22 protein-coding genes are annotated in these 22,020 nt (G+C 68.5%); 17 read left to right on the forward strand and 5 right to left on the reverse strand.

The features are described from left to right. Nucleotides 1-43: 43 nt before the first annotated feature. Nucleotides 44-1,480 carry a DUF6600 domain-containing protein gene (locus AACH10_RS17705; protein WP_341411809.1) on the forward strand — a complete coding sequence of 479 codons (1,437 nt, stop codon included), beginning with the start codon at nt 44-46 and terminating at the stop codon, nt 1,478-1,480. Between the two features lie 48 nt (nt 1,481-1,528). Here the strand turns inward: AACH10_RS17705 and AACH10_RS17710 are convergent, their stop codons facing one another. Beyond that, a complete protein-coding gene (locus tag AACH10_RS17710; protein ID WP_423228623.1) occupies nt 1,529-2,206 on the reverse strand; it encodes an arylesterase in 678 nt (225 codons plus the stop codon). Here AACH10_RS17710 and AACH10_RS17715 point away from each other — a divergent pair. Together AACH10_RS17715 and AACH10_RS17720 are read left to right on the forward strand one after the other, a co-directional pair. After that, entirely contained in the window at nt 2,205-2,888 is a 684-nt protein-coding gene (locus AACH10_RS17715) for an ABC transporter ATP-binding protein (protein WP_341411810.1), read from the forward strand. The two genes, AACH10_RS17710 and AACH10_RS17715, sit on opposite strands and share 2 nt — an antisense overlap. Next, nucleotides 2,885-3,736 carry a peptidoglycan DD-metalloendopeptidase family protein gene (locus AACH10_RS17720; RefSeq protein WP_341411811.1) on the forward strand — a complete coding sequence of 284 codons (852 nt, stop codon included), beginning with the start codon at nt 2,885-2,887 and terminating at the stop codon, nt 3,734-3,736. The genes AACH10_RS17715 and AACH10_RS17720 overlap by 4 nt, the downstream gene beginning before the upstream one ends. A gap of 46 nt (nt 3,737-3,782) precedes the next feature. Here AACH10_RS17720 and AACH10_RS17725 read toward each other — a convergent pair whose 3' ends face one another. The 4 genes from AACH10_RS17725 to msrB all read right to left on the reverse strand — a co-directional run bounded on the left by AACH10_RS17725 (nt 3,783) and on the right by msrB (nt 6,181). Then, nucleotides 3,783-4,592, reverse strand: a complete 810-nt coding sequence (locus AACH10_RS17725; protein ID WP_341411812.1) for a peptidylprolyl isomerase — start codon at nt 4,590-4,592, stop codon at nt 3,783-3,785. A 99-nt stretch (nt 4,593-4,691) separates the two neighbouring features. Beyond that, a complete protein-coding gene (locus AACH10_RS17730; protein WP_341411813.1) occupies nt 4,692-4,970 on the reverse strand; it encodes a BolA family protein in 279 nt (92 codons plus the stop codon). Between the two features lie 2 nt (nt 4,971-4,972). After that, nucleotides 4,973-5,605: a septation protein A gene (locus AACH10_RS17735; protein ID WP_341411814.1), complete on the reverse strand. Its 633-nt coding sequence runs from the start codon at nt 5,603-5,605 to the stop codon at nt 4,973-4,975. Between the two features lie 111 nt (nt 5,606-5,716). Then, entirely contained in the window at nt 5,717-6,181 is a 465-nt protein-coding gene (gene msrB / locus AACH10_RS17740) for a peptide-methionine (R)-S-oxide reductase MsrB (RefSeq protein ID WP_341411815.1), read from the reverse strand. A gap of 233 nt (nt 6,182-6,414) precedes the next feature. On the opposite strand from msrB, the gene AACH10_RS17745 reads away from it, so the two are divergent. From AACH10_RS17745 to AACH10_RS17810, 14 genes are all read left to right on the forward strand, one after another. Beyond that, on the forward strand, nt 6,415-8,064 hold the full coding sequence (locus AACH10_RS17745) for a 3-(methylthio)propionyl-CoA ligase (protein ID WP_341411816.1): 1,650 nt from the start codon (nt 6,415-6,417) through the stop codon (nt 8,062-8,064). A 264-nt stretch (nt 8,065-8,328) separates the two neighbouring features. Further along, complete coding sequence (locus AACH10_RS17750) at nt 8,329-9,498, forward strand: branched-chain amino acid ABC transporter substrate-binding protein (protein WP_423228632.1); 1,170 nt, start codon at nt 8,329-8,331, stop codon at nt 9,496-9,498. Between the two features lie 131 nt (nt 9,499-9,629). Then, nucleotides 9,630-10,595, forward strand: a complete 966-nt coding sequence (locus AACH10_RS17755) for a branched-chain amino acid ABC transporter permease (protein ID WP_423228633.1) — start codon at nt 9,630-9,632, stop codon at nt 10,593-10,595. 30 nt (nt 10,596-10,625) lie between these two features. Further along, a complete protein-coding gene (locus tag AACH10_RS17760) occupies nt 10,626-11,927 on the forward strand; it encodes a branched-chain amino acid ABC transporter permease (protein WP_341411819.1) in 1,302 nt (433 codons plus the stop codon). After that, a complete protein-coding gene (locus AACH10_RS17765) occupies nt 11,924-12,712 on the forward strand; it encodes an ABC transporter ATP-binding protein (protein WP_341411820.1) in 789 nt (262 codons plus the stop codon). Before AACH10_RS17760 ends, AACH10_RS17765 begins: the two co-directional genes overlap by 4 nt. Nucleotides 12,713-12,719: 7 nt before the next feature. Beyond that, the gene (locus AACH10_RS17770; protein WP_341411821.1) at nt 12,720-13,415 is read left to right on the forward strand and encodes an ABC transporter ATP-binding protein; all 696 of its coding nucleotides are present in this window, start codon (nt 12,720-12,722) and stop codon (nt 13,413-13,415) included. A gap of 225 nt (nt 13,416-13,640) precedes the next feature. After that, complete coding sequence (locus tag AACH10_RS17775; RefSeq protein ID WP_341411822.1) at nt 13,641-15,737, forward strand: 3-hydroxyacyl-CoA dehydrogenase NAD-binding domain-containing protein; 2,097 nt, start codon at nt 13,641-13,643, stop codon at nt 15,735-15,737. A gap of 61 nt (nt 15,738-15,798) precedes the next feature. Then, entirely contained in the window at nt 15,799-16,395 is a 597-nt protein-coding gene (locus AACH10_RS17780) for an HD domain-containing protein (protein ID WP_341411823.1), read from the forward strand. Between the two features lie 46 nt (nt 16,396-16,441). Then, nucleotides 16,442-17,617: an acetyl-CoA C-acyltransferase gene (locus AACH10_RS17785; protein ID WP_341411824.1), complete on the forward strand. Its 1,176-nt coding sequence runs from the start codon at nt 16,442-16,444 to the stop codon at nt 17,615-17,617. Nucleotides 17,618-17,655: 38 nt separating this feature from the next. Beyond that, on the forward strand, nt 17,656-19,482 hold the full coding sequence (locus AACH10_RS17790) for an acyl-CoA dehydrogenase (protein WP_341411825.1): 1,827 nt from the start codon (nt 17,656-17,658) through the stop codon (nt 19,480-19,482). A 41-nt stretch (nt 19,483-19,523) separates the two neighbouring features. After that, nucleotides 19,524-19,709 (forward strand): hypothetical protein, encoded by a 186-nt coding sequence (locus AACH10_RS17795; protein WP_341411827.1) that lies wholly within the window; start codon nt 19,524-19,526, stop codon nt 19,707-19,709. A gap of 1 nt (nt 19,710) precedes the next feature. Further along, nucleotides 19,711-20,502 (forward strand): SDR family oxidoreductase, encoded by a 792-nt coding sequence (locus AACH10_RS17800; protein WP_341411828.1) that lies wholly within the window; start codon nt 19,711-19,713, stop codon nt 20,500-20,502. Between the two features lie 5 nt (nt 20,503-20,507). After that, nucleotides 20,508-20,999 carry a PaaI family thioesterase gene (locus tag AACH10_RS17805; protein ID WP_341411829.1) on the forward strand — a complete coding sequence of 164 codons (492 nt, stop codon included), beginning with the start codon at nt 20,508-20,510 and terminating at the stop codon, nt 20,997-20,999. Then, nucleotides 20,996-22,018 (forward strand): NADP-dependent oxidoreductase, encoded by a 1,023-nt coding sequence (locus AACH10_RS17810; protein ID WP_341411830.1) that lies wholly within the window; start codon nt 20,996-20,998, stop codon nt 22,016-22,018. Before AACH10_RS17805 ends, AACH10_RS17810 begins: the two co-directional genes overlap by 4 nt. Nucleotides 22,019-22,020: the final 2 nt, after the last annotated feature.

Here is a 22,020-nt window from a genome sequence, read left to right on the forward strand (position 1 = left end):
GTGGCGGGCGCTGGAAGGCGTGCCGATGGCACACGACAGGCGCTTGGCGCACTCCGCGTTCGAATGTCGATGGTGGCTGGGCGGCGCACTGGCGCTGCTGCTGGGCGCGCTGGTCGGTCTGGCCCTGGTCGGTGGTGCCCAGGCGGCCGAGGACGACGGCTGGCGCGTCGGTCGCCTTGCCGCCACCCAGGGCCGGGTGTGGCTGCTCGACCGCGAGGACGGGCCCGGCACCGAGGCCACCGGCCGCGAACGCTGGCGCGACAGCAGCACCACGCCTCTGACCAACTGGCCGCTGGGCCGCGGCGACCAGCTGCGCACCGCGCCCGATGGCCGTGCCACGCTGCAGATCGACACGCTGACGCTGCGCCTGGGGGCCGACACCGAACTGCGCATCGAGCAACTGGATGCCGCCCGGGTGCTGCTGTGGCTGCCGCGTGGCGACCTGGCGCTGCACGTGCTGGCCGAGCCGCAGGGCCGGGCCATCGAACTGCGCACGCCCGAGGGGCGGCTGTGGCCGCTGCGCGTGGGCCACTACCGGGCCAGCCGCGCGCACGACAGCACCCAGGCCACGGCATGGGCGGGTGAATGGCGCTTCGACGCCGATGACAGCGCGCTGAACGTGCCGGAAGGCCGGCGCGCGGACTTCTGGCAGCAGGGCCGGCCGCCACGCACCCACTACGCCTGGGTGGGCGTGGACCGCGACGCCTTTGCCGACTGGACGCGCCGCGAGGCCCGCAACGATGTGGCGCCGGCCGCGCCGCTGGCGCCCGAGCTTGCCGGCATGCCCGGTGCCGGCGATCTGCAGCGCTGGGGTGACTGGCGCGACGACCCCGCGGCCGGCCGCGTGTGGCTGCCGCGTGAGTTGCCGCCGGGCTGGGCCCCGTACCGCGACGGCCGCTGGGTGTGGGTGTCACCCTGGGGCTGGACCTGGATCGACGCCGCGCCCTGGGGCTTTGCCCCCTTCCACTACGGGCAGTGGGTGCTGATCGGCGGCCGGTGGGCCTGGGCGCCCGCGCCGCGCGTGGAGCGCCACCGCTACGTGCCGGTGCTGCCGGGCTGGGGCCACGTGGTGCCGCGCCACGAGCCGCCACGCCCGTGGCGCCGGCCCGAGCCGCCTCTGCGCCTGGAACCTCCGCGCCTGGAGCCGCCGCGCACCGAACCGCCCAGGGCCGAACCGCCGCGCGCCGTACCGCCACGGGTGCAGCCACCCCGCGCCGAGTCGCCGCTGCGCCCCGTGCCACCGGTGCCTGCCGCACCCGTCGTCCCCGCACCGGCTCCGCCTCCGCCCGCGGCGGCCGTACCCGCCGTGCCTGCGGCGCCATCGGCACCCGGCGCGACGCCCAAGCCCTCGGCACCGCCCGCGCCACCGCCCACGGCCCAGGTGCCGCGTGTTGAACGGCCCTTGCCCGACGGTCGCTTGCAGCGCGACGGCCACTCGCCGCGCGACTCGCGCCGCAGCGACGAGCACCAGGTCCGCTGAGCCCGGTCCAGGCGCGTGGGCGTCGGGCGCCTCAGCGCAGCCAGGGCCTCAGCGCAGCCAGGGCTTCAGCACCTTCCACACATTGGCCAGCATCGTCGGGTGCGCCTCGGCCAGCGGGTGGATGCGGTCGGGCTGGAACAGCTTGTCGGCATTTGGCGCATCGGCCACGCCGGCCAGCAGGAAGGGCACGAGCGCCGCGCCCTGTTCCTTGGCCACACTGCCGAACAGCGCGGCAAAGTCCTGTCCGTAGCGCGCGCCGTAGTTGGGCGGCACCTGCATGCCCACCAGCATCACCTTGGCGCCGCTGTCGCGGGCGGCCTGGGCCATCGCGGTCAGGTTCTGCCGGGTCATGTCCAGCGGCAGGCCGCGCAGCGCGTCGTTGCCGCCCAGCTCGATCAGCACATGCGTGGGCTTGTGCTGGGTCAGCAGCGCGGCCAGGCGCGAGCGCCCGCCCGAGGTGGTGTCGCCGCTGATGCTGGCGTTGACCACCCGGGCCGCGATCTTCTCGTCGGCCAGGCGCTTTTCCAGCAGCGCCACCCAGCCGCTGCCGCGCGCCAGCCCGTACTCGGCCGACAGGCTGTCGCCCACCACCAGCAGCGTGCGCGCAGAGCCCGTGGCGGCCGTGGCGGACATCGCCGGCAGCCCCCACGCCGTCATCGTCAGCGCGCTACAGTGCGCCAGCAGCTTTCGTCGCGACAGGGCCTGCCGCGGCTTCACACCATCCATGAGCGATCCCATCATCTCGGTCGAGCACGTCACCCGCGAGGTGGCCGATTCGACCGGCACGCTGACCATTCTCCATGACATCGATGTGAGGATCGACCGCGGCGGTTCAACCGCCATCGTCGGGGCCTCGGGCTCGGGCAAGAGCACCTTGCTGGCCATCATCGCGGGCCTGGACCGGCCCACGCGCGGCACCGTGCACATCGCCGGCACCGACCTCTTCGCGCTGGACGAGGACGCCCGCGCCGCCTTGCGTGCGCAGCAGCTGGGCTTCGTGTTCCAGAGCTTCCAGCTGCTGGCGCACCTCTCGGCGCTGGAGAACGTGATGCTGCCGCTGGAACTGCTGGGCCGCGCCGATGCGCGCGCCAAGGCCACCGAGATGCTGCGCCGCGTGGGGCTGGGCGAGCGCCTGCGCCACTACCCGCGCACGCTGTCGGGTGGCGAGCAGCAGCGCGTGGCGCTGGCGCGGGCCTTCGTCGTCGAGCCGGCGGTGCTGCTGGCCGACGAGCCCACCGGCAGCCTGGACCATGCCACCGGCGAGACGGTGATGCAGCTGATGTTCGAGATGAACCGCGAGTCGGGCACGACCCTGGTGCTGGTGACGCACGACCGCGGCATTGCCGCGCGCTGCGACCGCCAACTGCACATCGAGGCCGGGCGCCTGCGCGAGGACAGCGTGGCATGAAGCGCCGCGCGCTGGCGCTGCACCTGCCGCTGCTGGTGGCGCCCGGCGTCTGGCTGTCGGACCTGCACGCGGCACCGGCCGATGCGCCGGCGGTGCGCGTGGCGCCCGGCGGGGTGGCCCTGGTGGAACTGGGGGCCGCCGCCGAGCGGCCGCGCGCCTGGCTGGGCGAGGTACCGCTGCTGATGACGGGCGTCCCGGCGGGCTGGACGGCGCTGGTGGGCATCGGCCTGTCGGTGCAGCCCGGGCCGCTGGGGCTGCGCGTGCAGGCCGGTGAGGGTGCCCCCAGGCTGCTGAACCTGGACGTGCAGCCCCACCGTTATGCCGAACAGCGGCTGAAGGTGGCGCCAGGCCATGTGGACCTGTCGCCGGCGGACGCCGCGCGCGCAGAAAGGGAGCGTGCCCACCTGGCCCAGGTCATCGCCACGCACAGCGAGCGCGTGCCGCCCGCGCTGCGCATGCAGCCGCCGGTGCCGGGCCCGCGCTCCAGTTCCTTCGGGCTGCGGCGCGTCTTCAATGGCCAGCCGCGCTCGCCGCACAGCGGCATGGACATCGCGGCCGCCAGCGGCACGCCGGTGCGGGCGCCGCTGGCGGGCACGGTGCTGGACACCGGCGACTACTTCTTCGCCGGCCAGTCGGTGTGGCTGGACCATGGCAGCGGCCTGTTGTCGCTGCTTTGCCACCTGAGCGCCATCGACGTGAAGGTCGGTGACGAGTTGGCTGTGGGCGCACCTGTGGGCAAGGTGGGGGCCACCGGCCGCGTCACCGGGCCGCACTTGCACTGGGGGGTGGCGCTGAACCGGGCGATGGTCGATCCTGCCCTGTTTCTGGCCGACCTGCCGGCCAAATGAAAACGGGCGCCCTGGGCGCCCGTTGCCGCTGAAGTCAGCTCAGACCTTATTGAGCAAACTTGTAATCCGTCTTCGCGCCCTTCGACAGATCCGTCTGGAACTTGACCAGCTTCTGCTGCGCCAGGTGCTGCTGGATCTGGGCCTTGACGGCGTCGAACTCGGGGAACTGGGCCTGGCGCGTGTCTTCCAGGCGGATGATGTGCCAGCCGAACTGGGTCTTCACCGGCGTCTCGGTCATCTCGCCCTTCTTCAGGCTGGACATGGCCTTGCCGAATTCGGGCACATAGCTCTCGGGCTTGGCGAAGTCGAGGTCGCCGCCGTTCTGGCCGGAGCCCGGGTCCTTGCTCTTGGCCTTGGCCAGTTCTTCGAAGCTGGCGCCGCCCTTGATCTGGGCGATCAGGGCCTTGGCTTCCTCTTCCTGCTCGACCAGGATGTGGCGGGCGCGGTACTCGGTGCCGGTGTTCTGGGCCTTGAACTTGTCGTACTCGGCCTTGGCTTCGGCGTCGGTGACCGGGTTCTTCTTCTTGTAGTCCTCGAACAGTTCGCGGATCAGGATGCTCTGGCGGGCCAGTTCCATCTGCGACTTGTACTCGACGCTCTGCGCCACGCCACGGCGCTCGGCCTCCTGCGCGAAGATCTCGCGGCGCACCACTTCATCCTTGGCACGGGCCTGGATCTCGGGCGTCACTTCCTGGCCGGCGCGCTTGGCCTGCTCGAGCAGCGTGTCCAGGCGGGCCTTGGGCACGGCCTTGCCATTGACGATGGCGATGTTCTGCGCCAGGGCCGCCAGCGGCAGCAGCAGGGCGGAAGTCACGGCCACGGCAGTGGCGCGGGCAGCAAAGCTCTTGCGGGTCATGTGCAGGGAAACCTTCTCGGGGAGCGGGGCGCGCCACGCGGGCGGCCTGGGAACGGGAACGATCAGGGCAGGGGGTGAGCCGCTGCGGCGGATGGCCAATCAGGCCGGCGTGGGCGCCTTCGCGTCGATGGCGAGCGCGTGGATGCCCTGGGCCAGCAGCGGGCGCAGGGCATCATACACAAGGCGATGGCGCGCCACGGGCGTCAGCCCGGCCAAGCGCGCGCTGACCAGGCGCACGCGCCAGTGCGAGCCTTCGGCGGCGCCGGCATGGCCGGCATGCAGATGGCTTTCGTTGATCACCTCCAGCGTGGTGATCGGCGCGATCGCCGCGCGCAGCGCGGCTTCGATCTGGCTGGCTTGTACGGCGGCAGCGCCCATGCTCATTGGTCCTCGGCCGGCTGCTCGGGCATGTGGCGGCTGATGTAAAGGCCCTGAGCCAGCGTGAACACCAGCATCAGGCCGATGCCGCCGAACAGCTTGAAGTTGACCCAGGCATCGGTGCTGAAATGGTAGGCCACCCACAGGTTCAGCACGCCCATGCCGGCGAAGAACCCGACCCAGGCCCAAGACAATCGCTGCCACACCGCGTCGGGCAGTTCGATCTGCTCGCCCAGCATCAGCTTGAGCAGGTTGCGGCCGAACACCATCTGGCTGACCAGGAAGGACAGCGCCATGGCCCAGTACAGGCCGGTGGGCTTCCACTTGATGAAGGTCTCGCTCTTGAGCCACACGGTCAGGCCGCCCAGCACCACCACCAGGGCCAGGCTGACCCACAGCATCAGGTCGACCTTGCGGCCACGCAGCTTCAGCCAGGCCACCTGGGCCAGCGATGCGGCGATGACCACCAACGTGGACAGCATCACCGGCGCTTCGGTCGGGCCCACGGTGCCGCCGGCCACCATCCAGGCGAAATGTTCGGTGGCGAAGGCGGCAGCCCATTCCCGGTGGTTCTCGGCGTACTTGAACGTCGCGAAAAACAGCAGGATCGGCAGAAAGTCCAGAAGCAGTTTCATGCGGCGACGAGTGTAGCCCTGGGCGCAGACGCCCTCATGGGTGCCAGCGTGGCGCATCCCCGCGCTTGCAGGCCCCGGGGCGGGCCTGGCAGGCGCCGGGCGTGAACAAAGTCAAGCTTCGGGCGTGAAGTCGATGGATGCGGAATTGATGCAGTAGCGCTCGCCGGTGGGCGCGGGCCCATCCTCGAACACATGGCCCAGGTGCGAGCCGCAGGTGGCGCAGCGCACCTCCACGCGCACCATGCCGTGGCTGGTGTCCACCAGGCGCTCGACGCGGCCCGGCTCGATCTCCTGCCACCAACTGGGCCAGCCGCAGCCGGCATCGAACTTCTCGGCCGAGCGGAACAGCGGTGTGGCGCAGCCCACGCAGCGGTAGACGCCGTCCTGCCAGTGGTCCCAGTAGCGGCCGGTGAAGGCGCGCTCGGTGGCGGCACGGCGCGCCACCTCGAACTGCATCGGGTCGAGCTGGGCGCGCCATTCGGCCTCGCTCTTGCGCACCGGGTAGCGCGCGTCGTCGTGCGGGTGCGGTGCCGGGGCCGCGGCGGCTTTCTTGCCGAACTTGTCGAAGGGGTTCATGGGGCTGCGACTGAACTCGTGAGATACCTCTAGCCATGCCCGGCGGGGCATCGGGCCGGCGCAGAATCGCGACGCGGCTGGCGCACAGGATGCAGCCAGTGTAGGCAGGCTGGCTTGTCGCATCTGCGACCAGGGGCATGCCGGCACTCGGCTACCGTGCGCGCCCCGTGCCACGGCCCCTGTGCCGCCTGGCCTGCCACTGACCGATGCACCCTTGATCCGAGGAGAACACGATGCCTGCGCTGATGGGCCAGATGATGCAGATGCCCCTGCTGATCTCGAGTTTGATCCGCCATGCCGCCCGCCACGCTGCCGACACCGAGATCGTGTCCAAGCGCGTGGAAGGCGACATGCACCGCACCACCTGGGGCGAGGTGGAACTGCGCTCGCGCCAGTTGGCCCAGGCCTTTGCACGGCTGGGCTGCGAGGCCGGTGACCGCATCGGCACGCTGGCCTGGAACGGCTACCGCCATGTGGAGATCTACTACGGCAGCTCCGGCTCGCAGCTGGTGTGCCACACGATCAACCCGCGCCTGTTTCCCGAGCAGATCGTCTGGATCGCCAACGACGCGGAAGACAAGGTGCTGTGCTTCGACCTGACCTTCCTGCCGCTGGTGGAGAAGATCGCGGTGCAGCTCACCACGGTGAAGCACTTCGTGCTGATGACCGACCGCGCCCACATGCCGGCCAGCACCGCCATTCCCAGTCTGCTGTGCTACGAGGACCTGGTGGCCGCCGAGGATGGGCGCTACACCTGGCCCACCTTCGACGAGAACACCGCGTCGAGCATCTGCTACACCTCGGGCACCACGGGCAACCCCAAGGGCGCCGTCTACAGCCACCGCTCCAGCGTGCTGCATGCCTATGGCGCGGCGCTGCCCGACGCGATGGACTGCAGCGCCTCGGACGTGGTGCTGCCGGTGGTGCCGATGTTCCACGTCAACGCCTGGGGCCTGCCGTACTCGGCCGCGCTGGTGGGCTGCAAGCTGGTGTTCCCCGGCCCGCACCTGGACGGCAAGAGCGTCTACGAGCTGTTCGAGAGCGAGAAGGTCACCTTCAGCGCCGGCGTGCCCACCGTGTGGCTGGGGCTGCTGACGCACATGAAGAACAACAAGCTGAAGTTCAGCACCTTCAAGCGCACGGTGATCGGGGGATCGGCCTGCCCGCCAGCGATGATGAAGGCCTTCCAGGAGGAGCATGGCGTCGAGGTGATCCACGCCTGGGGCATGACCGAGCTGTCGCCGCTGGGCACGCTGTCCAAGCTCAAGGCCAAGCACAAGGACCTGCCGCACGAGGCGCAGCAGCGCCTGCTGGAAAAGCAGGGCCGCGTGATCTACGGCATCGACATGGCCATCATCGACGACGACGGCAAGTCGCTGCCCTGGGACGGCCAGGCCGCCGGCAACCTGGTGGTGCGTGGCTCGTGGGTCATCGACCGCTACTTCGGCAAGCCCGAGTCGCCGCTGGTGACGGTGGATGGCGAGCCGGGCTGGTTCCCCACCGGCGACGTGGCCACCATCGACGCCGACGGCTTCATGCAGATCACCGACCGCAGCAAGGACGTGATCAAGTCGGGAGGCGAGTGGATCAGCTCGATCGACCTCGAGAACATCGCCATGGCCCACCCGGCCGTGCACGAGGCCGCGGCCATCGCTGCCAAGCACCCCAAGTGGGACGAGCGCCCGCTGCTGGTGGTGATGCGCAAGCCGGGCCAGAACGTCACGCGTGAGGAACTTCTGGCGTTCTTCGAGGGTCGCATCGCCAAGTGGCAGATTCCGGACGACGTGGTCTTCGTCGACGAGATTCCGCACACCGCCACCGGCAAGATCCAGAAGCTGAAACTGCGCGAGCAGTTCAAGAATCACGTGCTGCCGTCGGCCTGATCGAAATCAACTTCTCCCTGTGAAGAGGCCACCCCTTGCGGGTGGCTTTTTCGTTTTGCGGAATAACTTTCGGGTTTTGGGTATGGTTTTGTCCCCGGTGCGACAAGGCGCTGGGGTAGTCCCCGAGGCGGCCCGTGCGCACCATCCGTTACCGTCACGGCCGCCGGTTGCACCGCAACAACTTTGGAGACCTGGATGCGCTTTTCCAAGACCCTGTTCACCCTGTCCGCCGCCGCTGCCCTGACGCTGGGCGCCGCGAGCGCCATGGCCCAGAAGGGCGAGACCGTGAAGATCGGCTGGGTTGACCCGCTGTCGGGCCTGATGGCCCCGGTGGGCACCAACCAGATCAAGAGCTTCCAGTTCGTGGCCGAGGTGTTCAACAAGAACAACCCTGCCGGCGTGAAGTTCGAGATGGTGCCCATCGACAACAAGCTCAGCCCGCAGGAGAGCACCAACGCGGTCAAGAGCCTGATCGACCAGGGCGTGCGCTACATCGTGCAGGGCAACGGCTCGGGCGCCGCGCTGGCCATCATGGACGCCGTGGCCAAGCACAACGAGCGCAACCCCGGCAAGGAACTCGTCTACCTGAACTACGCGGCGGTCGATCCTGACCTGACCAACAGCAAGTGCAACTACTGGCACTTCCGTCTGGACGCCGACACCTCGATGAAGATGGAGGCCCTGACCGCCTGGATGAAGGACCAGACCGACATCAAGAAGGTCTACCTGATCAACCAGAACTACGCCCACGGCCACCAGGTCAGCAAGTTCGCCAAGGAGACGCTGCAGCGCAAGCGCCCCGACATCCAGATCGTCGGCGACGACCTGCACCCGCTGGCCCAGGTGCGTGACTTCGCGCCCTATGTCGCCAAGATCAAGGCCTCGGGCGCCGACACGGTGCTCACCGGCAACTGGGGCTCCGACCTGACGCTGCTGGTCAAGGCGGCCAACGACGCCGGCCTGAACGTCAAGTTCCTGACCTACTACGCCGGCGTGACCGGCACGCCCACGGCCCTGGGCGCGGGCGCCGCCGGCCGCGTGTACGCCGTGGCCTACGCGCACAGCAACATGCCGGGCGAAGTGGGCAAGATCGCCAACGACTTCAAGGCCAAGTTCAACGACGACTACTACACGCTGGCCGTCAACCACGCCTTCGCGCTGCTGAGCAACGCGATGGCTGCGGCCAAGACCACCGACCCCGCCAAGGTGGCCGCGGCGATGGAAGGCCTGAAGTTCAAGAGCTTCAACGGCGAGGTCGAGATGCGCAAGACCGACCACCAGCTGCAGCAGGGCCTGTTCGTCACGGTGTGGAAGAAGGCCGATGCCAAGGCGCCGTACAGCGTCGAGAACACCGGCTACAACTTCCAGCCGGTGAAGGCCTACGACGCGTATGTCGCGTCCACGCCGACGAGCTGCCAGATGAAGCGTCCGTAAACCCCAACGCCTGAGTCGCCGGCCCGCCGGAGCCACCTCCGCCGGGCCGTTTTCACATCAAGGCCAGCCCCACCGTGGACCAGATCCTCATCAACGTACTCAACGGCGTCAGCTCCGGGCTGCTGCTGTTCATGCTCAGCTCGGGCCTCACGCTGATTTTCAGCATGATGGGCGTGCTGAACTTCGCGCACGCCAGCTTCTACATGATCGGCGCGTACATCGCCTACACGCTCACCGGCGTGCTCGGCTTCTGGCTGGCGCTGCTGGTCGCGCCGCTGGCCGTCGGGGTGATGGGCGCGGTGTTCGAGACCACCGCGCTGCGCCGCGTGCACAAGTTCGGCCATGTGCCCGAGCTGCTGATCACCTTCGGCCTGAGCTACGTGGTGCTGGAGCTGGTGCAGCTGATCTGGGGCCGCACCCCGGTGCAGTTCGCCCCGCCCGAGCTGCTGCAGGGCCCGGCCTTCACCATCGTGCAGTCGCCCACGCAGGGCTTCTCGGTGGTGCTGGGGGCCGCCGCTGACGCCATCTGCCAGGGCGCACAGTGCTCGCGCTTCCCGATGACGCGCGCCTTCATGATGCTGGTGGCGCTGGCCATGCTGGTGTCGCTGTGGCTGCTGCTCACGCGCACCCGCATCGGCCTGGTGATCCAGGCGGCGCTGACCCACCCTGAAGCCGTGGAAGCCCTGGGCCACAACGTGCCGCGGGTGTTCATGCTGGTGTTCGGCAGCGGCTGCGCGCTGGCTGGCCTGGCCGGCGTGATCGGTGGCATCACCTTCGTCACCGAGCCGGCCATGGCCGCGGTGGTGGGCTCGATCATCTTCGTGGTGGTGGTGGTGGGCGGCATGGGCTCGCTGGCCGGGGCCTTCGTGGCCTCGCTGCTGATCGGCCTGCTGCAGACCCTGCCGCTGACCGTGGACGCCAGCCTGGCCGACGCCATCAACCGACTGGCCGGCGCCGGCACCGTGGGCGCCGGCACGCCGGGCTGGCCGCTGCTGCGCATCACGCTGGCGCAGGCCGCGCCGATCCTGCCCTACCTGCTGCTGGTGCTGATGCTGATCTTCCGGCCCAAGGGCCTGCTGGGCACCCGTGAGAGCTGAACCGAACGCTGAAGCGAGATCCGAGACGTCATGAGTGGATTACCAACCCTGAGTTACCGGCCCAATCCGCTGGGTGGGCCGTTGATGGTGTGGGGCGGCTTCGCGCTGGTGCTGGCCGTGGCCCCGCTGTTGTGGGGCAGCAGCTTTGCGCAGACGATGCTCAGCCAGATCGGCATCGCCATCATCGCCTGCCTGGCCTACAACATGCTGCTGGGGCAGGGCGGCATGCTCAGCTTCGGCCATGCCGTCTACAGCGGCATGGGCTCGTTCCTGACCATCCACACGCTGAACCTGGTGTCGGCCGGCAAGCTGCACATCCCGGTGGCGCTGCTGCCCATCGTGGGCGGCCTGTCGGGCCTGTTCTTCGCGGCCGTGCTCGGCTGGGTGACCACCAAGAAGAGCGGCACCACCTTCGCGATGATCACGATGGGTGTGGGCGAGCTGGTGTGGTCGATGTCGCTGATGATCCCCGAGCTCTTCGGTGGCGAGGGCGGCATCAGTGGCAATCGCGTGGTGGGCAAGGGAGTGGCCGGCATCAACTTCGGCCCGCAGATCCAGGTCTACTACCTGATCGCCGTGTACTGCTTCATCAGCACCGCGCTGATGTATGCGCTGACCCGCACCCCGCTGGGCCGCATGCTCAACGCCGTGCGCGACAACCCCGAGCGCGTGGAGTTCATCGGCTACGACACGCAGATGGTGCGCTACCTGGCGTTCATGATCTCGGGCTTCTTCTCCGGCATTGCCGGCGGTCTGGGCGCCTTGAACTTCGAGATCGTCACCGCCGAGGTGGTGGGCGCGGCGCGTTCGGGCGCCTACCTGCTGTTCGTGTTCCTGGGCGGCGCCACCTTCTTCTTCGGGCCCATCCTGGGCGCGGTGCTGATGGTGATCGCGCTGGTGCTGCTGTCCGAGCTGACCAAGGCCTGGCTGCTGTACCTGGGCCTGGTGTTCCTGCTGATGGTGATGTACGCCCCCGGCGGCCTGGCCAGCCTGATCATGATGAACGTGCGGGTGGCGGCCTTCAAGCGCCTGGGCCGGCTGGTGCCGTCCTACATCGTGCTGGCCATCACCGGCCTGGCCGCGCTGACCGGCATCGCCGCGATGATCGAGATGCTCTACCACCTGCAGCTCAACGCCGCACTGGGGCCGACGATGAAGTTCCTGGGCGTGCAGCTCGATGCCAGCGCCGCGGGCAGCTGGGCGGGCGCGGTGGCGTTGCTGGTGGTGGCCGGTGGCCTCTTCGAGTGGCGCCGGCGTGACTTCGCGCGCATCTGGGGCGGCATCCAGGCCGAGATCGAACACATCATTGCGCAGCGGGAGGGCCGGGCATGAGTGCCGCCGGCAAGAGTGAATACGCGGTCGAGTTGCTGAACCTGACCAAGCGTTTCGGCAAGACCGAGATCATCCGCGGCGCGCAGCTGCAGGTGAAGCCGGGCGAGCGGGTGGCCATCATCGGCCCCAACGGCGCGGGAAAAAGCACGCTGTTCAACCTGATCAGCGGGCGCTTCGGCCCCAGCGGCGGCGAGATCCGGCTCAACGGCCAGCGCATCGACGGCTTGACGCCCTACGAGATCAACCGCCGCGGCCTGGCGCGCAGCTTCCAGGTGAGCAACCTGTTCGTGCGCCTGTCGGTGTTCGAGAACCTGCGCTGCGCCGTGCTGTGGAGCCTGGGCCACAAGTACGCGTTCTGGAAGTTCCTGTCCAAGATGGACGACGTGAATGCCCGCGCCGAAAAGCTGCTGGCCATGCTGCACCTGGACAAGCGCCGCGACACGCTGGCGATGAACCTCACCTATGCCGAGCAGCGCGCACTCGAGATCGGCATCACCATCGCCGGCGGCGCCGAGGTGGTGCTGCTCGACGAGCCCACGGCCGGCATGAGCAAGAGCGAAACCAGCCGCTTCATCGACCTGATCCGCGACGTGACCCAGGGCAAGACCTTGCTGACCGTGGAGCACGACATGGGCGTGGTGTTCGGCCTGGCCGACAAGATCGCCGTGCTGGTGTACGGCGAAGTGATCGCCTTCGACACGCCCGACGCGGTGCGCGCCAATGCCCGCGTGCAGGAGGCCTACCTGGGCTCGGTGCTGGCCGAACAACAAGCTGCGGGGCACTGAAACCACCATGCTGTCATTGCGAGATCTGCACGCCTACTACGGCAAGAGCCATGTGCTGCATGGCGTCAGCTTCGACATCCGGCCCGGGGAGATCGTGGCCCTGCTGGGCCGCAATGGCTCGGGCCGCAGCACCACGGTCAAGGCCATCATGGGCCTGGTGGAAGGCACGGGCGCGGTCAGCTGGAACGGCACGCCGCTGATGGGCAAGCCGGCCTTCGAGATCGCCCACCTGGGCCTGGGCTATGTGCCTGAGAACCGCGACATCTTTCCCAAGCTCACGGTGCACCAGAACCTGATGCTGGGCGAGAAGCGCGGCAAGAAGAACCCGCGCTGGTCCTTCGACGACATGTACCGCATGTTCCCGCGGCTGAAGGAGCGCCAGCACACCGAGGCCGGCGTGCTCTCGGGCGGCGAGCAGCAGATGCTGACGCTGTGCCGCACGCTGATGGGCGACCCCGACCTGATCATGATCGACGAGCCCACCGAGGGCCTGGCGCCCAAGATCGTGGAACTGGTGGCCGAGTACCTGCGTGAGCTGAAGCGCCGCGGCATCGCCGTGCTTCTGGTGGAGCAGAAGCTGACCATTGCGCTGGAAGTCTCCGAGCGCTGCCTGGTGATGGGCCATGGCCAGATCGTGTTCGAGGGAACGCCGGCGCAGCTGAAGGCCAACGCCGACATCCGCAAGGAGTGGTTGGAGGTTTGAGCCCGGCCGCCCCGGCCGCTCGCGGCCGGGGTGTTGCGTTGATGCCTACCTTGCTTTGCCGCGTACTTTGACTGCAAGGAATGGATGAACTCGGGTTTTCCCGTAAGCGATCACGCCGACTGCGCGATTGTCCCGCCAGGGACATCCTGATCAGCGGCTATGCCTAGAATCGAACGATCGTGCTTTTTTCGAGAAGCACCCCTTTCCTGAACCCGCGAGGCAACCATGAGCGCCAGCTACGAAGTCCGTGACGGTGTGGCCGTCATCACGCTGAACAACCCGCCGGTCAACGGCCTGGGCTACGACACCCGGCGCGGCATCGCCGATGGCATCGAGCGTGCCAATGGCGACGCCGCGGTCAAGGCCATCGTCGTCACCGGTGCCGGCAAGGCCTTCTCGGGCGGCGCCGACATCCGTGAGTTCGATTCGCCCCGCGCCACGGCCGAGCCCAACCTGCTGTCGCTGATCAAGCTGGCCGAAGCCAGCGGCAAGCCCATCGTGGCCGCCATCCACACCGTGTGCATGGGTGGCGGGCTGGAACTGGCGCTGGGCTGCCACTACCGCGTGGCCGCACCGGGCGCGGCCATCGCGCTGCCCGAGGTCAAGATCGGCCTGATCCCCGGCGCCGGCGGCACGCAGCGCCTGCCGCGCGTGCTGGGCGTCGAGACGGCCATGAACATGATCGTCAAGGGCGATCCGGTGCCCAGCGAGGTGCTGGCCTCGCTGCCCGGCCAGAAGCTGATCGACCAGATGATCGAGGGCGACCTGTTGGCAGGTGCCATCGCCTTCGCTTTGAAGATCGCCGATGTGCGCCCGCTGCCCAGTGTGCGCGACCTGAAGGTCAAGCACCCGAACCCCGATGCCTACGTCAAGTTCGTGCGCAACATGGTGGCCGGCATGGCCAAGAACTTCCCGGCGCCGCTGGGCTGCGTGGACGCCGTGGCCTACTCGCTGAAGGCCCGCAGCCTGGACGACGGTCTGGCCGAGGAACTGCGCATCTTCAAGGGCCTGATGCTCACGCCCGAGGCCAAGGCGCTGCGCCACGCCTTCTTCGGTGAGCGCGCTGCCAGCAAGATCCCCGATGTGCCCGAGAGCACGCCGCAGCGCACCATCGCCACGGTGGGCGTGATCGGTGCCGGCACCATGGGCGGCGGCATCACGATGAACTTCCTGAACGCCGGCATCCCGGTCACGATGCTCGAGATGAAGCAGGAGGCGCTGGACCGGGGCGTGGCCACCATCCGCAAGAACTACGAAGCCCAGGTCAAGAAGGGCAAGCTGAAAGCGGAGAAGTACGAGCAGCGCATGGCGCTCTTGACCACCACGCTGAGCTACGCCGACCTGAAGAACGCCGACCTGATCATCGAGGCGGTGTTCGAGGAGATCGGCGTCAAGGAAACGGTGTTCAAGACGCTGGACGAGGTCGCCAAGCCCGGCGCTATCCTGGCCAGCAACACCAGCACGCTGGACGTCGACAAGATCGCGTCCTTCACCAAGCGCCCGCAGGATGTGGTGGGCATGCACTTCTTCAGCCCGGCCAACGTGATGAAGCTGCTGGAGGTGGTGCGCGGCAAGGAAACCGCCAAGGACGTGCTGGCCACCGTGATGGCCATTGCCAAGAAGATCAAGAAGACGGCCGTGGTGTCGGGCGTGTGCGACGGCTTCATCGGCAACCGCATGATCGAGCAGTACAGCCGCCAGGCCGGCTTCCTGCTGGACGAAGGCGCCACGCCGGCCCAGGTGGACAAGGCCATCGAGAAGTTCGGCTTCGCGATGGGCCCGTTCCGCATGGGCGATCTGGCCGGCAACGACATCGGCTGGGCCATCCGCAAGCGCCGCGCCATCGAGCATCCCAACATGCTGTACAGCCGCACCGCCGACAAGCTGTGCGAGCTGGGCCGCTACGGCCAGAAGACCGGCGCCGGCTGGTACGACTACCAGGCCGGGAACCGCAATGCCATTCCGTCAAAGCTGGTCGAGGACATGATCGCCGCGCACCGCACCGAACTGGGCATCACGCCGCGCAAGATCTCCGATGAGGAGATCGTGCAGCGCCTGGTGTTCGCGCTGGTCAACGAGGCGGCGCACATCCTGGAGGAGGGCATCGCCAACAAGGCCAGCGACATCGACATGGTGTACCTGACCGGCTATGGCTTCCCGCTGTTCCGCGGCGGCCCGCTGTGCTACGCCGACAGCCTGGGCCTGTACAACGTGGCCCAGGCCATGAAGCGCTTTGCCCGGAACCCGCACGACGACGCCGCCTTCTGGCAGCCGGCGCCGCTGCTGGCGCGCAAGGTGGCCGAGGGCACCAGCTTCACCTGACGCGCCGACCGGTCAGTCCAGGCCGCACGAGGCACCCACCCATCCTCACAGGAGACACGCGATGAACGCACGCGCCACTTTCACCCGCATGGAAGAGAGCACGGCCGCCGACTGGCAGGCCATCGGCGCGGAGTTCCCCGCGTTCGCCAAGACGCTGCCGGACCGGGTGCTCAAGCACCTGGCCCTGCTGGATGGTGACTACGGCGGCTTCCCGATCGACCGCTACCAGCACTCGCTGCAGACCGCCACGCTGGCCCTGCGCGACGGCCGCGACGAGGAGTACGTGGTCTGCGCGCTGCTGCACGACATCGGCGACACGCTGGGCTGCTACAACCACTTCGACATCGCGGCGGCCATCCTCAAGCCCTTCGTCAGCGAGGCCAACCTCTGGATGGTGCAGAACCACGGCATCTTCCAGGGCTACTACTTCTTCCACCACATCGGGCTCGACCGCAACCTGCGCGAGCAGTTCCGCGGCCACGAGCACTTCGCGCGCACCGAAGAGTTCTGCGCGCTGTACGACAACCCCGCGTTCGACCCGGCCGCCAAGCCGCTGCCGATCAGCGAGTTCGAGCCCATGGTGCGCCGCGTGTTCTCGCAGGTGCGCCGCAGCGTCTACCAGGCCTCCACCGTGGCGCAGAACGCCGCGCAGGCCTGAGCCCACTACCCCCCCCCATCTTCCAGATTCCCCCAGGAGCTTTCCCATGACCGACGCCGTCATCGTCTCCACCGCCCGCACCCCGCTCTGCAAGAGCTGGAAGGGCGCTTTCAACATGACCCACGGCGCCACGCTGGGCGGCCACGCCATCCAGCACGCCGTGCAGCGTGCCGGCATCGACGCGGCCGACATCGAGGACGTGCTGATGGGCTGCGCCAACCCCGAAGGCGCCACCGGCATGAACATCGCCCGCCAGGCCCTGCTGAAGGCCGGCCTGCCGATCTCGGTGAGCGGTGTCACGATCAACCGCTTCTGCTCCAGCGGCCTGCAGACCATCGCGATGGCGGCCCAGCGCATCATCGCGGGCGAGGGCGATGTGTACGTGGCCGGCGGCGTGGAGAGCATCTCCTGCGTGCAGCAGGAAATGAACATGCACATGATCCAGGATCCCTCGCTGGTCAAGATCAAGCCTGAGATCTACTGGAACATGCTGCAGACGGCCGAGAACGTGGCCAAGCGCTACAACATCGCCAAGGAGCGCATGGACGAGTACGGCGTCGGCAGCCAGCAAAAGGCCTGCGCCGCCCAGGAAGCCGGCCTGTTCAAGGACGAGATCGCGCCGATCACCGTCACAGCCGGCGTGGCCGATGCCGTGCTGGGCCTGCGCAGCAAGGAAGTCACCGTGTCGGCCGACGAGGGCCTGCGCCCCGGCACCACGCTGGAGTCGATCCGCGGCATCCGCTCGGCCGTGCCGGGCGGTGTGGTGACGGCCGGCAATGCCAGCCAGTTCAGCGACGGCGCCGGCGCCTGCGTGCTGGTCAGCGACACCTATGCGCAGCAGAAGGGCTTGAAGCCCCTGGGCCGCTTCCTGGGTTTTGCCGTGGCCGGCTGCGAGCCCGACGAGATGGGCATCGGCCCGGTGTTCGCCGTGCCCAAGGTGCTGAAGAAGCTGGGCCTGAAGGTGAGCGACATCGACCTGTGGGAGCTGAACGAGGCCTTCGCCGTGCAGGTGCTGTACTGCGCTGACACCCTCGGCATCCCGATGGACCGCCTGAACGTCAACGGCGGCGCCATCGCCGTGGGCCATCCCTATGGCGTGAGCGGCCAGCGCCTGACCGGCCATGCGCTGATCGAAGGCAAGCGCCGCGGCGCCAAGCGCGTCTGCGTGACCATGTGCATCGGCGGCGGCATGGGTGCCGCTGGCGTGTTCGAGGTTCTTTGAGCCTGCGCTGATCCACCGATCCGAGACTGACCGACCCGATGCGCGACACCGTCGATTTCCTGCTGCACCACTGGCTGAACGTGGCCGCGCTCACCGAGCGTGAGCGCTTTGCCGACCACTCGGCCGAGACCTTCGGCCAGGTGCTCGACACCTGCGAGAAGATCGCGCGCGAGAAGTTCGCGCCGTTCAACCGGCTGGTGGACGTGGAGGAGCCGCGCTTCGATGGCGAAAAGGTCATCCTGCCCCAGGCCACGCAAGAGGCCTGGGACGCGTATGCCGAATCCGGCATGCTCAGCGCCGCGCAGGACTACGACATCGGCGGCATGCAGCTGCCGTACACGGTGGAGGCGGCGGCCAATGCCTTCTTCTCGAAGGCCTCGGTCAGCATCGGTTCGGGCATGCTCAGTGTGGGCAATGCCAACCTGCTGATGGCGCATGGCACCGAGACGCAGAAGCGCGTGTTCGCGCTCAACGAGTTCTCGGGCCGCTTCTCGGGCACCATGTGCCTCTCCGAGCCGCAAGCCGGGTCGTCCTTGAGCGACGTGGCCACGCGCGCCACGCCCGATGGCGAGGGGCACGAGGCCGATCCGCTCGGCCCGCGCTACCGCCTCAAGGGCAACAAGATGTGGATCTCGGCCGGTGAGCATGAGCTCACCGAGAACATCATCCACCTGGTGCTGGCCAAGATCCCTGGCCCCGATGGCAAGACGATTCCCGGCGTGAAGGGCATCTCGCTGTTCATCGTGCCCAAGAAGCTGGTGGACACCGATGGCCAACTCACCGGCGAGCGCAACGACGTGGCGCTGGCCGGCCTGAACCACAAGTGCGGCTGGCGTGGCACCACCAACACGCTGCTGAACTTTGGCGAAGGGCGCTTCAAGCCGGGTGGCCAGGCCGGTGCCGTGGGCTACCTGGTGGGCAAGCCGGGCCAGGGCCTGGCCTGCATGTTCCACATGATGAACGAGGCGCGCATCGGCGTGGGCATGGCCGCCACCATGCTGGGCATGGCCGGCTACGAGGCCAGCCTGGCCTATGCGCGCCAGCGGCCGCAGGGCCGGCCGATGGGCGTGGGCGGCAAAGACGCGGCCGCGCCGCAGGTGCCCATCATCGAACACGCCGATGTGAAACGCATGCTGCTGGCGCAGAAGGCGTATTCGGAGGGCGCCTTGGCGCTGGCGCTGTACTGCGCCCGCCTGGTGGATGAGCAGCACACGGCCGGCCCGGAGGCTGCCGACCAGGCCAAGTGGCTGCTGGAGGTGCTGACGCCGATTGCCAAGAGCTGGCCCAGCGAGTGGTGCCTGGAGGCCAACAGCCTGGCCATCCAGGTGCACGGCGGCTATGGCTACACGCGCGACTTTCCGGTGGAGCAGTACTGGCGCGACAACCGCCTGAACATGATCCACGAGGGCACGCACGGCATCCAGGGCCTGGATCTGCTGGGCCGCAAGGTGGTGATGGACGGTGGCAAGGGCCTCACGCTGCTGGCCACCACGATCAACCGCACCATCGAGCAGGCCGGTCAGGTACCGGGCCTGGCCGAGCATGGCGCCGCGCTGGCCGCGGCCTTGCAGAAGCTGGGCGCGGCCACCAAGGCCGCCTGGTCCACCGGCGTGCCCGAAGAGGCCCTGGCCAATGCCACGGCCTACCTGCAGGCCTTCGGCCATGTGGTGCTGGCCTGGGTGTGGCTGGATGTGGCCCTGTCGGTGCACCAGCATGAGGCGCAACTGCCCGAGGCCTTTGCCCAGGGCAAGCGCCAGGCCTGCCGCTACTTCTACGCCTATGAGCTGCCGCGCATCGACGCCTGGCTGGGCGTGGTGGCGCGCCGCGAGGCCACCTGCCGCGAGATGCAGGACGCCTGGTTCTGAGCCCTTGATGGGGATGTTCCACCCGGCGCACACTGGCGGCCATGAAACCGTCGGTTGTCGAAATCTGGGTGTGGGTGCTGATCTACGGTGGCCTGCTGGGCGTGTGCACCGGCCTGGCCGCCGAGCGCTACGGTTTGGCCCTGGGGGAACCGCTGGTCACCGGCGGCAGCCTGGTGGCGTCGCTGGGCGTGCTGCTGATCTATGTTCGCTCGCGAATGAAGGAATGACATGGGAACCCCGATCCGGCAATTGTTCGACCTGAGCGGCCGCGTGGCGCTCGTCACCGGAGGCTCGCGCGGCCTGGGCCTGCAGATGGCCGAGGCCCTGGGCGAGGCCGGTGCCAAGGTGATGCTCACGGCGCGCAAGACGCATGAGCTGGAAGAGGCCGTGGCCCAGTTGGCCGAGCGCGGCATCGATGCGCGCTGGGTGGCGGGTGACGCCGGCAAGCCCGACGACATCACGCGCATCGTCGACGAGACGGTGCAGCGCCTGGGCGATGTGGACATCCTGGTCAACAACGCCGGCGCCGCCTGGGGCGCGCCGGCCGAAGATCACTCGCTGGACGGCTGGGACAAGGTGATGAACCTGAACGTGCGCAGCGTGTTCCTGTTCGCCCAGCAGGTGGGCAAGCGCTGCATGATCCCGCGCCGGCGCGGGCGCATCGTCAACATCGCGTCGATGACGGCCTTCGGCGGCAACCCGCCGGGTCAGGAGACGGTGGCCTACAACACCAGCAAGGCCGCGGTGGTCAACCTCACCCGCGCGCTGGCCTGCGAGTGGGGCGAGTTCGGCATCACGGTCAATGGCATCGCGCCGGGCTATTTCCACAGCAAGATGGCCGATCACATGATCGAGCAGGTGGGCGCCGACGTGATGGCCGCCCGCGCGCCGCTGCGCCGCCTGGGCGATGACGATGACCTGAAGGGCGTCGTGCTGCTGCTGGCCAGCGATGCTGGCAAGCACATCACCGGCCAGACGATCCCCGTGGACGGCGGTGTGACGGCCGTGCTGGCCCAGTGAGCAAGATGAGCGTCCAAGACCCCAAGACTCCAGTGCGCCGCCGTGCCGGCGCCAAGCCTTCGCCGCTGGACTTTCCAGCCAAGGTGCCTTTCGTCGAAACCCTGGGCTTCGAGCTGCACCGCTACGGCGAGGGCGAGGCCGAACTGCGCGTCGACCTCGATGCCGGCCACCTGAACACCTGGGACGTGGCCCACGGCGGCGTGGTGATGACCCTGCTGGACGTGGCCATGGCCATGGCCGCGCGCAGCGGCAACGCCGCCGGGCAGGGCGTGGCCACGATCGAGATGAAGACCAACTTCATGCGCCCCGCCGAGCACCAGCTGCGCGCGGTGGGCAAGCTGGTGCATGCCACCGCCACGATGGCCTTCTGCGAAGGCCATGTCTACGACGACCGCGGCCAGCTGTGCGCCACCGCCAGCGGCACCTTCAAGTACCTGCGCGGACTGGCCAAGCGGCGAGCGCCGACAGCAGACCAACCCGACCCGGAGACCCCATGAGCCACACCACCAACCAGCGCATCGTGCTGGCCAGCCGCCCGGCGGCCGAACCCACCGTCGACAACTTCCGCCTCGAGACCGTGCCGGTGCCCGAGCTGCAGGACGGCCAGGTGTTGGTGCGCCACCACTACCTGAGCCTGGACCCGTACATGCGCGGCCGCATGAGCGAATCCAAGAGCTATGCCAACCCGCAGCCGCTGGGCGAGACCATGATCGGCGGCACGGTGGGCGAGGTGGTGGCCACGCGCAGCCCGCACTTCGCGGTGGGCGACCACGTGGTGGGCATGGGCGGCTGGCAGCAGTACGCCGTGGTGGATGCGGCCCAGCGCGGCCTGCTGCGCAAGGTGGACACCACGCACGTGCCGCTGTCGGCCTACTTGGGCGCGGTGGGCATGCCCGGCGTCACGGCCTGGTACGGCCTCACGCAGATCATCGCGCCCAAGGAAGGGGAGACCGTGGTGGTGTCGGCCGCCAGCGGTGCCGTGGGCGGTGCGGTGGGCCAGCTGGCCAAGAAGCGCGGCGCGCGTGCCGTGGGCGTGGCCGGCGGTGCCGACAAGTGCCGCTGGGTGGTGGACGAACTGGGCTTCGACGCCTGTGTCGACTACAAGGCCCATGCCGATGTGCGCAGCCTGTCGCAGGCGCTGAAGGAGGCCTGTCCGAACGGCATCGATGGCTACTTCGAGAACGTGGGCGGCATGGTGCTGGATGCGGTGATGCAGCGCGCCAACGCGTTCTCGCGCATCGCCATGTGCGGCATGATCAGCGGCTACAACGGCGTGCCGATCCCGATGAGCGCGCCGCAGCTCATCCTGATCAATCGCATGAAGGTGCAGGGCTTCATCGTCGGCGAGCACATGGAGCACTGGCCCGCTGCGCTGGCCGAGCTGGGCCAGGCCGTGGCCACCGGCGCGCTGAAGTACCGCGAGACCGTGGCGCCCGATCTGGCCGCCGCGCCCGAGGCCTTCCTGGGCCTGCTGAAGGGCAAGAACTTCGGCAAGCAACTCGTCAAACTCATTTGACC

Source organism: Pseudaquabacterium inlustre, from assembly GCF_038066595.1.
Lineage (GTDB): Bacteria > Pseudomonadota > Gammaproteobacteria > Burkholderiales > Burkholderiaceae_C > Pseudaquabacterium > Pseudaquabacterium inlustre.